Annotated in this window: 10 protein-coding genes; 5 read left to right on the top strand and 5 right to left on the bottom strand. The window is 53.1% G+C overall.

All coding sequences use genetic code 11. The features are described 5' to 3' along the window. Nucleotides 1–59 precede the first annotated feature (59 nt). Nucleotides 60–1,121: a PA0069 family radical SAM protein gene (locus OQ371_RS25370; protein WP_265991268.1), complete on the top strand. Its 1,062-nt coding sequence runs from the start codon at nucleotides 60–62 to the stop codon at nucleotides 1,119–1,121. Nucleotides 1,122–1,402: 281 nt separating this feature from the next. Further along, nucleotides 1,403–2,266, top strand: coding sequence for an alpha/beta fold hydrolase (locus OQ371_RS25365; RefSeq protein WP_265991267.1), 864 nt, complete (start codon nucleotides 1,403–1,405; stop codon nucleotides 2,264–2,266). Between the two features lie 86 nt (nucleotides 2,267–2,352). On the opposite strand, the gene OQ371_RS25360 is transcribed toward OQ371_RS25365, so the two are convergent. Together OQ371_RS25360 and OQ371_RS25355 are read right to left on the bottom strand one after the other, a co-directional pair. Continuing rightward, nucleotides 2,353–3,693, bottom strand: a complete 1,341-nt coding sequence (locus OQ371_RS25360) for a sigma-54-dependent transcriptional regulator (protein ID WP_265991266.1) — start codon at nucleotides 3,691–3,693, stop codon at nucleotides 2,353–2,355. A 34-nt stretch (nucleotides 3,694–3,727) separates the two neighbouring features. Beyond that, nucleotides 3,728–4,600: an AraC family transcriptional regulator gene (locus OQ371_RS25355; RefSeq protein ID WP_265991264.1), complete on the bottom strand. Its 873-nt coding sequence runs from the start codon at nucleotides 4,598–4,600 to the stop codon at nucleotides 3,728–3,730. Between the two features lie 287 nt (nucleotides 4,601–4,887). Between OQ371_RS25355 and OQ371_RS25350 the strand changes: the two genes are divergently transcribed. Beyond that, on the top strand, nucleotides 4,888–6,006 hold the full coding sequence (locus tag OQ371_RS25350; RefSeq protein WP_265991262.1) for a Gfo/Idh/MocA family protein: 1,119 nt from the start codon (nucleotides 4,888–4,890) through the stop codon (nucleotides 6,004–6,006). Nucleotides 6,007–6,105: 99 nt separating this feature from the next. Then, complete coding sequence (locus OQ371_RS25345) at nucleotides 6,106–9,888, top strand: PVC-type heme-binding CxxCH protein (RefSeq protein ID WP_265991260.1); 3,783 nt, start codon at nucleotides 6,106–6,108, stop codon at nucleotides 9,886–9,888. 62 nt (nucleotides 9,889–9,950) lie between these two features. Here OQ371_RS25345 and OQ371_RS25340 read toward each other — a convergent pair whose 3' ends face one another. From OQ371_RS25340 to OQ371_RS25330, 3 genes are all read right to left on the bottom strand, one after another. Next, the gene (locus OQ371_RS25340; protein ID WP_265991259.1) at nucleotides 9,951–11,231 is read right to left on the bottom strand and encodes a sensor histidine kinase; all 1,281 of its coding nucleotides are present in this window, start codon (nucleotides 11,229–11,231) and stop codon (nucleotides 9,951–9,953) included. 413 nt (nucleotides 11,232–11,644) lie between these two features. Further along, entirely contained in the window at nucleotides 11,645–12,103 is a 459-nt protein-coding gene (locus OQ371_RS25335; RefSeq protein ID WP_265991257.1) for a hypothetical protein, read from the bottom strand. 81 nt (nucleotides 12,104–12,184) lie between these two features. Continuing rightward, entirely contained in the window at nucleotides 12,185–12,727 is a 543-nt protein-coding gene (locus OQ371_RS25330; RefSeq protein WP_265991256.1) for an RNA methyltransferase, read from the bottom strand. A 167-nt stretch (nucleotides 12,728–12,894) separates the two neighbouring features. On the opposite strand from OQ371_RS25330, the gene mutS reads away from it, so the two are divergent. Next, nucleotides 12,895–15,576: a DNA mismatch repair protein MutS gene (mutS, locus tag OQ371_RS25325; RefSeq protein ID WP_265991255.1), complete on the top strand. Its 2,682-nt coding sequence runs from the start codon at nucleotides 12,895–12,897 to the stop codon at nucleotides 15,574–15,576. The last annotated feature ends 36 nt before the right edge of the window (nucleotides 15,577–15,612 follow it).

Raw genomic sequence — 15,612 nt, 5'->3', positions numbered from 1 at the left:
ATTTGTGCTTTATATATTTTACTTGTATTATTGGACGTCCATTTTTGAAATATAGCACCATGAAAAACGATTTCCTTAAAGGACGTGGAGCACAGTTCAACGCTCATAACCGCTTTCAGAAGCTTCAGGTAGAACCGGATGATGAACAGAATGTTCCGGATGCGGATTTCCCGGAACCAACTGTACAGACGCGGTTTTACGAGGATAATCCGAAACAGATTATCAGTCGGCCCACCAGTCCGGATGTCGGCTTTAGTGCTTCCGTCAATCCGTATCTGGGTTGTGAGCACGGGTGTATTTATTGTTACGCCCGCAACACGCATGAATACTGGGGTTTCTCGGCAGGGCTGGATTTTGAGAGCAAGATCATGGTCAAAAAGAACGCGCCGGAATTGCTGGAGAAAGAATTCTTGGCCAAAAACTACCAGCCAGAGGTCCTTCACTTATCGGGAAATACCGATTGCTACCAACCCGCTGAACGCCGGTTTCAGCTGACCCGCCGTATTCTGGAGTTGTGTCTGCTGTACCGCAATCCGGTCAGTATCATTACCAAGAATGCGTTGATCCTGCGCGATAAAGACCTGTTGCAGCAACTGGCGGCCCAGCAGCTCGTAGTGGTGCTGATTACCATTACGACCCTGGACGAGGAACTGCGCCAAAAGATGGAACCGCGCACATTGACGGTCCCGCGTCGGCTGCAAATCATCCAAGAACTATCGGTCATCGGCGTTCCGGTGGGGGTGATGACGGCACCGATCATTCCCAGCCTGAACGAGAAGGATATTCCCCGGATCATCGAACTGGCGGCCCAGCACGGCGCGACCTGGGCGGGGTACACGATTGTCCGGCTGAATGGCGCCATCGGCCCGTTGTTTGAAGACTGGATACAGAAAAACTACCCCGACCGGGCCAACAAAGTCCTGAATCAGATTCGGGAATGCCACGGCGGACAGTTGAGCGATTCCCGATTTGGTACCCGTATGGCGGGCGAAGGCAAGTTTGCCGAACAGATTCGCCAATTTCACCAGATTGCCCTCAACAAATACATGCCGAAAAACGGATTCCCCCAGTTGGATACGACCCGTTTTCTGCGCAAACGGCAGTTGGGTCTGTTTAATTAACGGCCTGCGGTGTTTCACAACGTTTCAGGCACCTATGAACGTCAATTCTATCAGAAGGTCTGCGGACACCTCCGATGCAGCTGTGCCATTCAATAATGATGCTGGGGTGGCAAGGAGTAGGCGATGCCTTCCAGATAATATTTTATTGGGAGGTAAATCAATGTAAGACAATGTGTTGATACGCAAACGTTTGTCGATTATTTAATTGGTTTTTGAGAAAGTTAAAATCCAATAGAGCAGCAGAACCGTTAGTATGGTGATCACTTTAATCAATCAACGTTATGAGTTACATTCAAGCTGGGACCGCTGCGAATGGTGAGCCGGTCAATCTGTTCTATCAGGATTGGGGAACGGGCAATCCCGTGGTATTGATTCACGGTTGGCCCCTGAGTCACGAAATGTGGGAATATCAACTGACCGAACTTCCCAAACACGGTTTGCGTTGCATCGCCTACGACCGCCGGGGCTTTGGTAAATCATCAAAACCGTGGGACGGCTATGATTACGATACACTGGCTGCCGATTTGAAAGCCGTTCTGGACGAACTGGATCTGAACAATGTAACCCTGGTTGGCTTTTCAATGGGGGGCGGTGAAGTGGTGCGGTATTTGAGCCGCTACGGTTCAGACCGCATCGCGAAAATTGTTCTGGTCAGCGCGGTAACACCGTTCATGCTGAAAACCGACGATAACCAGGATGGCGTAGACCCATCGGTTTTTGACGACATGCTGGAAAAAATACAGGCCGACCGCGCCGATTTCCTGGCGACATTCGGCAAACAATTTTATGGTGTCAATCTGCTGAGCCATCCGGTGAGCGATTCGCACCTGAGACGGGATCAGATGCTGGCCCTGCTGGGTTCACCCAGAGCCACCATCGAATGTGCCAAGGCTTTTTCCGGCACCGATTTCCGTTCGGATGTAGCCGCCATTAACGTTCCAACGCTGATCATTCACGGTGATTCGGACGCGACCGTGCCGTTTGAGGCATCGGGTCAGAAAACCCACGCCCTGATCCCGCAGTCGCAACTGCTGGTGTACGAAGGAGAGCCCCACGGCTTGTTCTTTACCCAGAAGGATCAACTGAACGAAGATCTGCTGGCGTTCATATCGTCCACCAGTACGGTGACTGAAACCGCTTATTAAGAGTGAAAAGTTAAAAATTAAGAGTTAAGAGTGAAAAGTAAAGGTGGACGCGCGTCAGCCAACTTTTAATTCTTAACTCTTACCTTTTAATTTATCTGGTATTCCGTGATTTTTCGGTAGAGGGTCGTCAGGCCGATGTTGAGGAGCCGGGCGGCTTCGGTTTTGTTGCCGTTGGTGTGGTGAAGAATGTAGCGGATGTGGTTTTCTTCAACCTGCGCCAGATCGTAAACCGGCCCGTTTGAAACCGATTTTCCGGCGTACAAAAGGTCATAAGGCAACAAATCCGGGGTTAACTCCGGTCCATCGGCCAGAATAACGGCTCGTTCAATCACGTTTTTCAACTCCCGAATATTTCCTTTCCAGTCGTGCTGACGAAGTTTCTGCTCAAACTCCGGGCTTAATTTGACGTCGCGCTTGCCAATTTTCAGTGCACTTTGGCGGGCAAACTGCTCGGCGAGAGCCGGAATGTCGTCGCGCCGATCGCGCAGGGAGGGCAGCTCAATGCGAAACACCGAAAGCCGGTAGAACAAATCCAGTCGGAAATGCCCGGCAGTGGCTTCCTGCTCCAGATCCCGGTTGGTAGCCGCTACGACGCGCACATCCACCCGGGTCGGTTTGGTATCGCCCACGCGCATGAATTCGTGCGTTTCCAGCACCCGCAGCAGTTTGGCCTGAAGATCGAGCGCCATCTCACCAATTTCGTCCAGAAAAATGGTGCCTTTGTGGGCCTCTTCAAAAAGCCCTTTCTTGTCGCGGGATGCCCCGGTGAAGGCCCCCGCCCGGTGGCCAAACAACTCACTCTCCAGAATTTCCTTGCCTAAGGCACTGCAATTGACCGCCACAAAAGCGCCCGATCGCCGGGCGCTGGCCTGGTGAATGGCCTGCGCAAAAACTTCCTTGCCCGTGCCCGTTTCGCCCGTCAGCAGAACTGTAGTGTCGGTAACGGCCACTTTTCGGGCCAGGTCAACGGCTTGCCGGATGGTTTTCGATTCGCCAATGATGCTTTCAAATCCGTAGCGTTTGCTGACTTTCTCTTCCAGTTGCCGGATGCGAAACTGCAATTGGGCTTTCTCGATGGCCCGGCTGACGAGCGGGATGATGCGGTCGTTGTCGTCGCCCTTCGTAATGTAGTCAAAGGCGCCGTTCTTGATGGCCGTAACCCCGTCGGCGATGGTGCCGAATGCCGTCAGCACAATGATTTCGGTAGACGGATAAAGCTGTTTGATCTGAGCGGAGAGTTCGATGCCGTTTTTATCCGGTAGTTTGACGTCGCTGATGACCAGATGAATCTCTTCTTGTTCGAGTACCCGAAGACCGTTGCGGGCGTTGTTGGCTTCCAGAACCTGGTAGCCTTCCAGACTGAGAAGCCGGGCCAGAAGCTGGCGAAGCCGGTCTTCGTCGTCAATAATAAGGATGGTACCTTGCATAAACGCAAAGATAGCAAAAGACCGCAGTCGTCCATTACACCGCCCGGACGGTGCGGACGTATTCTGATGGTGTCTGGCCCGTAATGGTTTTAAACTGCCGGTTGAAGTTGGAAAGCGTCCGGTAACCACTTTCGTAGCTAACCTGCGTAACGCTCAGCTTGCCCTCCATCAGCAGTTTACAGGAATGACCGATGCGGATTTCGGACACAAATTCGGAAAAGGTTTTGTTGGCCCGGGTTTTAAAATACCGGCAAAAAGCCGGGGGCGTCATGCCGGCCAGGTCGGCCACGGTATCCAAGCTGATGTCATCGTGGAAATGCCCCAGCACGTAATTATGAACCTGCTGCATCCGGTCGGTTTCCGACGGCTTGACGGTATTGGTGTAACCCAGGCTGGTGATGAAGCGGTAGTCCGTAACGTGTGAAAGCTCGTCGAGCAGTTGCAGAAACGTCAGCACGCGGTTGAAACTAACGGGTTGAGCAACCAGGTCTTTGAGGGCCTGCTGAACCATCAGACGCGTGGCGCCGGTCCACTCGAGTCCGCGCCGGGCGTGCAGGAGCAATTGCTGAATCAGGTTCATTTCCGGCTTGTCGAAAAAATGATCCCCCAGAAAGTCGGCCGAGAAATACACGACAATGCCGCGGGTAACCAGGCCGGAATCGCGCTGAAAAAAAGCCTGATCGCTGCGCCAGAGGTGGGGGAGGTTGGGGCCCAGAAAAACCAGATCACCCTCGGCAAACGGTTTGATCGAGTCGCCGATAAAGCGGGTCCCGGTGCCTTCTTCCACCAGAAATAACTGGTAGTGCGAATGGAAGTGCCAGTTCTGATCGAAGTGGGGTTCCACCAGTTCTTTAACAATAAACGAAGAAGCGACGGGTTCCAGGTCTTTACGCAGCGCGTTCCGCATGTTTTGCTTTCTTTTGCTGTTTTTGCCAAATTTATCAAAGTTCTTGGTTAAAATACAATCGGTTTTTGACAAGAAAAGCCGAGACGATTCGCTATTTCTTCGTTACATTTGTGGTAATTGTTTGAGAATAAATAGGAATTAGCCGGAGTGAATAAGAGCATTGCTCGGGTTTCGGCCGCCAAATGTGTCGTATTAATCAATCCATTTATAAACCCGTGACCGTCCTCACCCGCGACCGGTCGTTCTAAATTCAAAGAAGAGACGAGGGCAAGCTTCGTCCGATGCGTATGAAAATCAATATTGCTATTGTTGGACTGGGCTTCGGAGCCGAGTTCATCCCCATCTACCAGCGCCACCCGCATACAAACATGTATGCCATCTGCCAGCGTAACACCGATAAGCTCAACGAAATCGGCGATGCGTTCGGAATCGAGAAGCGGTACAGCAACATCGACGACCTGCTGGCCGATCCCGAGGTTGACGCGGTGCACATCAATTCGCCCATTCACAACCACGCCGAGCAATCGCTGAAGGCCCTGCGGGCGGGCAAGCACGTGGCCTGCACGGTTCCGATGGCGACCACGGTGGAGGAATGCATGGAAATTGTCAAGGCCTGTAAGGAAAGCGGCAAAAAGTACATGATGATGGAGACGGTGGTTTATAGCCGGGAGTTTCTGTTTGTTAAGGAGTTGTACGAAAAAGGGGAACTCGGTAAAATTCAGTTCCTGAAGGCTAGCCACCAACAGGACATGGACGGATGGCCCGGCTACTGGCCCGGTCTGCCGCCGATGCACTACGCAACGCACTGCGTGGGTCCGGTATCCGGCCTGCTGAAACTGGAAGCGGAGTACGTTTCGTGCTTTGGTTCGGGAACGATCCGGGAAGAGCTGATTCCGCATTACAATTCGCCGTTCGCCATCGAGTCGGCACACATCAAGTTCAAGAACAGCGATTTGTCGGCCTATGTCTACCGCTCGCTGTTTGATACGGCCCGCCAGTACCGCGAAAGCTTCGAAGTGTACGGTTCGCAGAAATCGTTCGAGTGGCCGCTGATCGAAGGAGAAGATCCGGTGATCCACACGGCTAAAAAGCCCGAGCATGAGATTCCGGAGCGCGTGAAAGTGCCGGATTACGCCCACTACCTGCCCGAAGAGATTCAGCCGTTTACGACGCAGGGAGTTTATGACCTGGCCGAAAACACACACCTGTCGTTTACGCAGGGCAGCGGCCACGGCGGTTCCCACCCGCACATGGTACACGAATTCGTGTCGGCCATTGTTGAAGACCGCGAGCCGTTCCCCAATGCCGTGCAGTCGGCCAACTGGACGAGCGTCGGAATTCTGGCGCATGACTCGGCGATGGACGGCGGAAAGCTAAAGAACCTGCCCGATTACGGCAGCTTATAAGAGTCACTCAGAAACACCGGATCAAGACGCGATGGCAACTGACCCGCTGGCGTTCTCATCCGGTGTTTTGCCAATAACCATTCCGTTAAACTACCCAATATGAAAAACTATAACCTGTTCCTGACCCTGGGACTGCTGGTTTTGCTGACCGACTGCGCCCGTCGGCAACCGGCCAGCAATCCGCGCGATATGGGTGGACGAGCCAGTGTGTCGGCCACGAACGACAACAAACCGCGTCGGACAGAGATTCTGTTTCTGGGCGATAACGGCCATCACCGACCCTCCGAGCGCGTGCCGGAGCTGATGGCTGCGCTGGGCGACAAAGGCATCAATTTTACGTATACCGATCGGTTGGAGGACATCAACGCCGACAACCTCTCGAAATACGATGGATTGCTGATTTACGCCAACTGGGACAGCATCCCCAAACCGCAGGAGAAAGCGCTGCTCGATTTTGTAGCCAGTGGCAAGGGTCTGATTCCGGTTCACTGCGCTTCGTACTGCTTCCGCAACTCGCCGGACTATGTCAAGATGGTGGGCGGTCAGTTCTGGCGCCACCGGATGGATACCATCCAAACGGTGACCGTGCAACCGGGTCACCCGGCTATTATGGGCCTGAAGCCGTTCAAAGCGTACGACGAAACGTACCTGCACAGCCAACTCCAGCCCGACAACAACGTCTTGGCGGTGCGCGACATCAAAGCCGATCAGGCCAACGACAAACCCGGTGAGAAAACCGAACCGTATACCTGGACCCGTACTTACGGAAATGGCCGCGTATTTTACACGGCTTACGGCCACGATCAGCGGACCTGGACGACGCAGGGTTTTCAGGATCTGCTCGAACAGGGCATTCTGTGGGCCGTTGGCGACAAGGTTAAGAAACTGCACGACGACCTGAAACCCCAGACGTTTCAGTACGTAGAAGCTAATCTGCCAAACTACGAAAAACGCTCCGGGCCGCAGATGCGTCAATTGCCGCTTTCGCCCGAGGAGTCGATGAAGCACATTCAGGTGCCGGTGGACTTTACGCTCGAGCAGTTTGCGCACGAACCCGATGTCATGCACCCGATTGCGATGGCCTGGGACGAACGCGGTCGGCTTTTTGTTCTGATCACCAAGGATTACCCCAACGAACGCAAGGACACGGGCGGTACCGATTACATCGTCATCTGCGAGGATACAAACAAAGACGGCAAGGCGGATAAATTCACCAAATTCGCCGAAGGACTCAGCATCCCAACGGGTTTGGCTTTCTACAACGGTGGCGTCATCGTCTCGCAGGCTCCACACATGCTGTTCCTGAAAGACACGAACGGCGACGACAAGGCGGATGAGAAAAAGATTTTGTTCACCGGTTTCGGAACGGGCGATACGCACGCCGGTCCGTCGAACCTGCACGTTGGTTTCGATAACTGGATCTGGGGCTGCGTGGGGTATTCCGGGTTCATAGGTAAAGTCGGTGAAGACAGCCTGAAATTCAGCCAGGGCTTCTTTCGGTTCAAGCCCGACGGCTCGAAGCTGGAGTTTGTAACCAGCACCTCGAACAACACCTGGGGCTTTGCCTTCAACGAAACCGGCGATGTGTTTGGCTCCACGGCCAACAACTCGCATGGCTGGTACCAGGCCATTCCGCACCGGTATTTTCCGGGTGGGTTTGGCAGCGGAAGCCGCAGCACGGATACGCACAAAGACATGAAACCGATTACCGAAAAGGTGCGGCAGGTCGATGTGTTTGGGGGCTTTACGGCGGCCGCCGGGCATAACTTCTACACCGCCCGCGCGTTCCCGAAAGCGTACTGGAATAAAGTTGCCTTCGTTTCAGAACCGACGGGCCACATCGTTCACCAGAACATCATGGTGAAAAACGGCACCGACTTCGAGGATTCGGAAGGGCTAGGCTTCAACCTGCTGGCGGGGGCCGACGAATGGGTGGCACCGGTTTTTGCCGAAGTTGGGCCGGACGGAGCGGTTTGGGTTGTTGACTGGTATAGCTTCATCATTCAGCACAACCCGACGCCGAAAGGCGCTACAAACGGAGCGGGAAATGCGTATGAGACGGATTTGCGGGATTTTACCCACGGCCGGATCTACCGGATTGGCTACAAAAAAGCACCGGCTTATACGCCCCTGACGTTGAGCAAAGACCGCCCGCAGGAGCTGGTGGCGGCTTTGAAAAACAACAACATGTTCTGGCGGCAAACGGCGCAACGTCTGCTGGTTGAACGCGGGCAGAAAGATGTGGTGCCGCAACTGCTGGAACTGGTGAAAGATCAGTCGCTGGACGAAATCGGAATCAACCCGGCGGCTATCCACGCGCTGTGGACCCTGCACGGTTTGGGTGCCCTGGACGGTTCAGATGCCAATGCACTGCAAACGGCCACGGCGGCTCTGAAACATGCCTGCGCGGGCGTTCGGAAAACGGCGGTACAGGTTCTGCCGCGCAACGAAGCTTCGGTCAGTGCGCTGCTCCAGGCCAATTCCCTGAACGACAAAGAACCATTGGTGGTGCTGAATACGCTGCTGGCATTGTCGGAAATGCCCTCAAGCTCGGCGTCTGAAACGGCAGTTCTGGCCCGTCTGAACAGCGCTCAGGAAATCAACGACCGTTGGTTGCCCGATGCGTTTGCCTGCGCCCTGACCAGCCACGACGGTAAGCTGATGCAAACCTTCATCAAGCAGTTGGCGCAGAATAGCAAAACCGCGGCCAAACCGCAGGAATCGATGAGCGGCCACCACGACCACATCGCCATGACGGCCCAGACCACGACCCAGTCGGCGGCTCCATCATCGGATGATAAACCGGATCTGGTGATAACAAAAATCCGTACGGAACCGGTTTCTCCGGTCGTTCGCGAATCGGCTCGGATCTTTGTGGAGGTAACCAACAAAGGGGGCGTCGCCATTCCGGAAGGAACGCCCATTCCGCTGAACATTCGGGTGGAAGGTCAGGGCCGGAAAATGGAATACGTCAGCCAGAAGCACACGGCGGGCATCAAACCCGGCGAAACCGTCACCATTCAGGAAGGCAATAACGGCCCCTGGAACACCAGCTTCTACGTGTCGTTTGAGAAAGCCGGTGACTACGACATCGTAGCCACTGTGGACGGCAATAACGTACTGCCTGAAGGAAAAGAAAATAACAATGTGTTGACGCGCAAGCTGACGTACCGTCTTCCGCAGAACATGAATGCGTTTGTACTGGAACGCGCCATCCGGAACTACACCGCAGCCGCTCCGGCCGAATCGGTCGTGGAATTATTGCGGGTGTCGCAACAACTGGACCCAGCAGGCAGTGCGGCTATTTTGAAAGGTGTATCCGACGGCTGGGCTCCCCGGCGCAAGGCCACGTTGAAAGAAGCCGATAAAATCTTCGTGGCCAGTCTGGTTAACACGATTCCGTCCGAAAGCCGCGACCGCATGGGCCGGGTGCTGCAAGCCTGGGGATTGTCGACGGAACAGGCGGCTGATCCGAATGTGGAGGTTGTCCGTTTGAAACCGATCAAGGAAGCCCTGCAGTTCGACAAAAAAGAATTCACGGTAACGGCGGGTAAGTCAGTGGAGATTATCTTCGAAAACATCGATGCCATGCAGCATAACGTGGTCATTGGCAAACCGAAGTCACTGGAGGTTATTGGAACGGCTGCCGATAAACTGATTACGGCCAAAGACGGGGCGGAAAAGAATTACGTTCCCTCTATTCCGCAGGTGGTGGCAGCTTCCCCGCTGGTGAACCCCGAGCAGACCTACCGCCTGAAGTTTACGGCTCCGGCCCAACCCGGCGATTATCCGTTCGTTTGTACGTTCCCGGGTCACTGGCGAATTATGAACGGTATTATGAAGGTGAAAGCCGCGTCGACCGCTGAAAAAGCGGCCAAATAAAACCGAAGTAAGCTAAGAGTGAAAAGTGAAGGGTAAAGGGTTGGTGATACATCACTGACTTTTTACTCTTCACTTTTCACTCTTATTTCTTTTTGAGCGTGGGCGGTGTGCTGAGGGATCCGAATGCGGAACGAGGTTCCCTGCCCCAGAGTGCTGTGTAATGTAATCTTCCAGTGGTGCGCTTTAATAATTTTCTGCACATAACTTAAGCCCAGGCCAAATCCTTTGACGCTTTGGGCGTTAGCGCCGGGCGCCCGGTAATAAGCATCGAAAATATGGGGCTGGTGTTCGGGCGCAATGCCAATGCCGTTGTCCTGTACCATCACCACCAGTTGACCATTCTCGTTGTGGGTCGTCAGCCGGATGAGGGGGTTTTTAGGCGTGTATTTAAGGGCGTTATCGACTAAATTCCCAATCACGTTGACCAGGTGCATCCGGTCTGCCTGAATGATGGCGTGCTGCGCGTCCAGTTCCAGATGGAGGTAGTCGCCGTGACGCTCCGCCAGATGGTACAGCAATTCATGCATATCGATACAAATTGGATGGAGTTTAATGCCATTGCTGTCTTCGGTACGGGCCACGGTCAATACCGTCTCTACCTGTTGCTGTAACCGCATGGTTTCCTCCTGCACCATCCGCACATACTTTCGCATCCGCTCGGGTTGTTCGATAATTTTGGGGGATAGCAATATATCGGCGGCCAGCCTGATGGACGCAATGGGCGTCTGCAATTCATGCGTCATGTTGCTCATAAACTCCCGCTGCTCTTCCGTACGGCTTTTTTGCCTGAACAACCCGTAGAAAAAATAAACAAAAAAGGCGGTAAGCAACAGCACAATGGTCGACAACAGAATCTCAAAATCCATCTGCTGCGTCAGGTAACGGACCTGGCCGGGGAAATGGACCACAAAGTAATACGGTGACGGAATGGGCTTGACAACCCTACTTTCAGATAAAGGATCGGTGGTTTGTTGATTGGGATCTTGGTAGATGATCTGCCTGACGCGAGTATTGTACAACCCGTAGTAAAAGGGGGTTTGAATCTGGTGAAGCGCCAGTTCGCTGTCGAGGTGTAAGTTCAACTTTTGCGAATCGAACGGAACATTCAGATTGACCAGATAATCGGCCGGAGAATGAGCAATCACCTGAACATCAACCGGACTGTCTTTTTCAGGTTGGGCCACGCGCGAGGCTACCTTGTGAAGGGCTTTGGTAACCGTGTGCAGAAATTGTCGTTCCTGAAGTTCATACTCATTGCGCATCCAGTAAATCTGGGTTAACACAATACCCGTGATTAACAGGGCCGAAAGCGCGATCCAAATGCGAATAGTCGTTCGTGGCATAGACTATGTCAAATTAAAAATTGGACATAAGATAAAGAGCCGGGTAAACCCGACAAGTCTTGAAAGAGTCAGCTATTCGAAAAATGTTGTAAAAAACTTACACGGGGATCATCCCTTGGTAGAAACTATCTCACATGTACTGCCGTAAGAGGAAGGTCGGCTATTAAAGAGTATGTCTAATTATCAGACTGCGTTATCGGTGAGAGACATCGCTAATTAATTGAATGGCAAGTATGGAAGCAAATTTTAAGTTAAAAAAAAAGCAATTAAAGTATTTTAAAAAAGTTAGTTTTCGGTAAGTAAGTCTCAGAAAGAAAGGCATTTATTGCCTCTGTAGGAACAAAAATAAAAAAGCGTAGAACATCCGTTCTACGCAAAAAAAAATTACAAAAGTGCCGGATTGACGGCGTTGATCAGGCTTCGGAAGACGAGGGTTCCGGCTGGGTACCGGGGGCCGGGGTCTGGCGCGACCGGGGACGGGGCGGGGCGGTTTTGGCCGACGGTGCAGTTTTGGGTTTGGCAGGCGTAGTCGGTGTGGAAGACGTGATCGGCTGCGGAGTTACCAGTTCGGGAGTGGCTGCTACAACGTGGCCGTTCTGGCCGGCTTTAGCACTTTCTTTCTTGTCTTTTTTGCCCTTACCGCCTTTTTTGATTTTACCGATTTTTTCGTCGGCTTTCTTCTTGGCTTTGGCGGCTTGTTTTTTCTTTTTCTCTTCATCTTTCTTGAAGAGTTTACTAATCCGGCTTGCTAACTTGCTGGCCGATTTCTCAATGGCTTTTTTTACTTTTTTGGATTGTTCGCCGACTTCCGCCAATTTGGTTTCGATCGAACTCGCGATGTTGGTTGCCAGCTCTTTCTTCTTGGTCTTCATTTGAGAGTGTGTTAGTGAGCTTATCTGAGGTGATGAAAAAATCTACAAACAACTACGAAAAATTTAGCAAAAACAAAAGGCTTATGTTAAGTTTTTGTTAAGTTTTGTCAGAAAGTCCCAGCAAATAATACCGGCGCTAACGGCGATATTGAGTGAATGTTTGGTGCCGTATTGCGGGATTTCGAGGACAAGGTCCGCTTTCTGAACAACAGCGTCGTTGACGCCCGCAACCTCATTACCAAACACAAAGGCCGTCTTTTTGTTGGCATCCGGCTGAAAGTTTTGCAAACTGACGCTTCCTTCGGCCTGCTCAATGGCCGCAACCGTCCAGCCATCCTGTCTGAGCTTTTCCACCAGTCCGGCAACGTCCGGGGCGTATTCCCAGTCGACCGACTCGGTGGCTCCCAGGGCGGTTTTGGTGATGTCGCGGTGGGGCGGGGTCCCCGTGATTCCGCAGAGGTAGATCTTTTCGGCCCGGAAGGCGTCGGCCGTCCGGAACACCGAGCCCACGTTATTGAGACTCCGTACATTATCCAAAATCAGGCAATACGGGTTTTTGGCGGCTTGTTTGAAATCCTCCACGGACAGACGATTAAGCTCGTCAAGACTTACTTTTCTGGGCATTTTTTGGTATTTTTGAATTAATAAAGGGCAAATCTGGGATTATCTGCGAGAATAAAAAGGCGTGCATCTAAAATTTGTTTGCGGCTTGCGGTCAGACGCCATTCGTAGCATAAAACCGGAAGCCCGGATTTGAAACGGCGTATTCATTAGCACAAAACAGTACTGATTTGGCACATTCGGCATCACCCGCAAAACCCCAAAAAAACTCCAAAGAAACTCCTTTAAATCGGCAATACAATCAGATCAAGTTAAAATACCCCGGCGCGATCCTGCTTTTCCGCGTGGGCGATTTTTATGAAACATTCGGTGAAGATGCCGTTAAAGCGAGCCGAATTCTGGGCATCACCCTGACCAAACGAAACAACGGCGGTGCCAACGAAGAACTGGCCGGATTTCCGCACCACTCGCTGGATACGCACCTGCCCAAACTGGTGCGGGCGGGCGAGCGCGTGGCCATCTGCGACCAGCTGGAAGACCCCACCATGGCCAAGGGCATCGTTAAACGCGGGGTGACGGAGCTGGTAACGCCCGGCGTTTCATTCAACGACAACGTGCTCGACACCCGCCGGAACAACTACCTGGCGGCTGTTCACTTTTCGAAAGGAGCGGGGCCGGAAGCGCAGTTCGGCGTGGCGTTTCTGGATATTTCAACCGGCGAATTTCTGACGGCTCAGGGCAACGCGGCTTACGCCGACAAACTGCTCCAGAGCTTTAACCCGTCGGAAATTCTGTTCTGTAAAAAACACCGGAAAGATTTCGTTGAACTGTTTGGCGATAAATTTCACACGTATACGCTCGAAGACTGGGCGTTTACCTACGATTTTTCCTATCCGCTGCTGACCCAGCATTTTCAGACTTCCTCGCTGAAAGGCTTTGGCGTCGAAAACCTGACGGACGGTATTGTGGCGGCCGGGGTTATTTTGCATTACCTGCACGAAACCGAGCACAAGGATGTCGGCCACATCGTTCGGCTGACCCGGCTGGAAGAAGATAAGTACGTCTGGCTCGACCGGTTCACCATCCGGAACCTGGAGTTGGTCATGCCGCAGCAGGACGGTGGTATCCCGCTGATTCAGATTCTGGACCAGACCGTCACGCCGATGGGAGCCCGGCTGCTGCGGAAGTGGCTGCTGCTGCCGTTGAAAGACAAACCGTTGATTGAAGAGCGGTTGAATACCGTTGAACTGCTCAAAGACGGCCAGTCGGAAGACGGGCAACTCGGTTTGCGGGAAGCCCTCGAGCAGCACCTGAAGCAAATCGGGGATTTGGAGCGGCTCATTTCGAAAGTGGCCGTCCGGCGGATTTCGCCCCGGGAGATGGTGCAGCTAAAGCGTTCGCTATCGCATATTCTGCCCATCAAGGAACTGCTGATCAACGCCATGGCGCAGCAACCGATGACCTCTTCGATCAAGAAGTACGCCGATCAGCTCAATGCCTGTACCTTCCTGGTTGATCGGATCGAAGCGGAGTTGCGCGAAGAAGCGCCGGTGCTGAGCAATCAGGGCGGGATGATCAAAAGCGGAGTCAACGCGGATCTGGATCAACTGCACGAGATTGCGTTTTCGGGCAAAGATTTTCTGGTGCAGCTGCAAAACCGGGAAATCCAGCGCACGGGCATTGGTTCGCTGAAAGTAGCTTACAACAAGGTGTTTGGGTATTACCTGGAGGTGTCAAACGCCCACAAGTCGCGCGTGCCGGACGACTGGATCCGGAAGCAGACGCTGGTGAACGCCGAACGTTACATTACACCTGAACTGAAAGAATACGAGGACAAAATTCTGAACGCTGAAGACCAGATTTTCATGATCGAACAGCGGATGTTCAACGATCTGGTGGTGGCGGCTGGCGAATATGTCAACCACATCCAGCAGAACGCCCGGGTGATTTCGGTGCTCGACGTGCTGGCGTCGTTTGCCCGCGTGGCCGAGAAAAACCGGTACGTCAAACCGACGATCACCAACGACAAGGCCTTGCAGATCAAGGACGGACGGCACCCGGTAATCGAACAGCAACTGCCGCCCGGCGAGCCCTACGTACCGAACGATCTGTTTCTGGATGATGAAACGCAGCAGATTATTATTATTACGGGGCCGAACATGGCCGGTAAATCGGCGCTCCTGCGGCAAACGGCGTTGATCGTGCTGATGGCGCAAACGGGTTGTTTTGTGCCCGCTTCGGAAGCCGAAATCGGTATTGTCGATAAAATATTCACGCGCGTGGGTGCTTCCGACAACCTCTCGCGGGGCGAGTCAACGTTTATGGTGGAGATGACCGAAACCGCCAGCATCCTGAACAACCTCAGCGAGCGTAGCCTGGTGATCATGGACGAAATCGGGCGGGGTACCAGCACCTACGACGGGGTTTCCATCGCCTGGTCAATTGCCGAGTACCTGCACAACCACCCGCACTACCGGGCCAAAACCCTTTTTGCCACCCACTACCACGAACTGAACGAACTGGCGACGGATTTGCCGCGCATCAAGAACTTCAATGTGGCCGTCAAGGAAATGGGCAATAAGGTGATTTTCCTCCGGAAACTGAAAGAGGGGGGAAGCGAGCACAGCTTCGGGATTCACGTGGCCCAGATGGCCGGTATGCCCACCAAGATTGTCAGCCGGGCCGGTGAAATCCTGCAACAACTCGAAAGCCAGCGGGAAGGAGCGGGCGACGACCGGCGGGCAACGCTGCGGGACATGCCCAAAGCAAACGACATTACGCTTAAAATCTTCGAAGCCGGTGACCCGAAAGCCGAAGCCATCAAGGACAAACTCCGGAAGATGGACATCAACACGCTGACGCCGATTGAAGCGTTGCTGAAACTGAATGAGCTGCTGAAAATGATTGAATAAAAACCGTCTCTACGGACTCAACGGCTTTTTAGTCCG

The sequence above is a fragment of the Larkinella insperata genome (assembly GCF_026248825.1).
GTDB classification, from domain to species: Bacteria; Bacteroidota; Bacteroidia; order Cytophagales; family Spirosomataceae; genus Larkinella; species Larkinella insperata.
This window is presented reverse-complemented; position numbering and strand designations above follow the sequence as displayed.

Coding starts and splice junctions, on each gene's coding strand:
- OQ371_RS25370 (WP_265991268.1), top strand. CDS start 60: ATGAAAAACGATTTCCTTAAAGGACGTGGAGCACAGTTCAACGCTCAT.
- OQ371_RS25365 (WP_265991267.1), top strand. CDS start 1,403: ATGAGTTACATTCAAGCTGGGACCGCTGCGAATGGTGAGCCGGTCAAT.
- OQ371_RS25360 (WP_265991266.1), bottom strand. CDS start 3,693: ATGCAAGGTACCATCCTTATTATTGACGACGAAGACCGGCTTCGCCAG.
- OQ371_RS25355 (WP_265991264.1), bottom strand. CDS start 4,600: ATGCGGAACGCGCTGCGTAAAGACCTGGAACCCGTCGCTTCTTCGTTT.
- OQ371_RS25350 (WP_265991262.1), top strand. CDS start 4,888: ATGAAAATCAATATTGCTATTGTTGGACTGGGCTTCGGAGCCGAGTTC.
- OQ371_RS25345 (WP_265991260.1), top strand. CDS start 6,106: ATGAAAAACTATAACCTGTTCCTGACCCTGGGACTGCTGGTTTTGCTG.
- OQ371_RS25340 (WP_265991259.1), bottom strand. CDS start 11,231: ATGCCACGAACGACTATTCGCATTTGGATCGCGCTTTCGGCCCTGTTA.
- OQ371_RS25335 (WP_265991257.1), bottom strand. CDS start 12,103: ATGAAGACCAAGAAGAAAGAGCTGGCAACCAACATCGCGAGTTCGATC.
- OQ371_RS25330 (WP_265991256.1), bottom strand. CDS start 12,727: ATGCCCAGAAAAGTAAGTCTTGACGAGCTTAATCGTCTGTCCGTGGAG.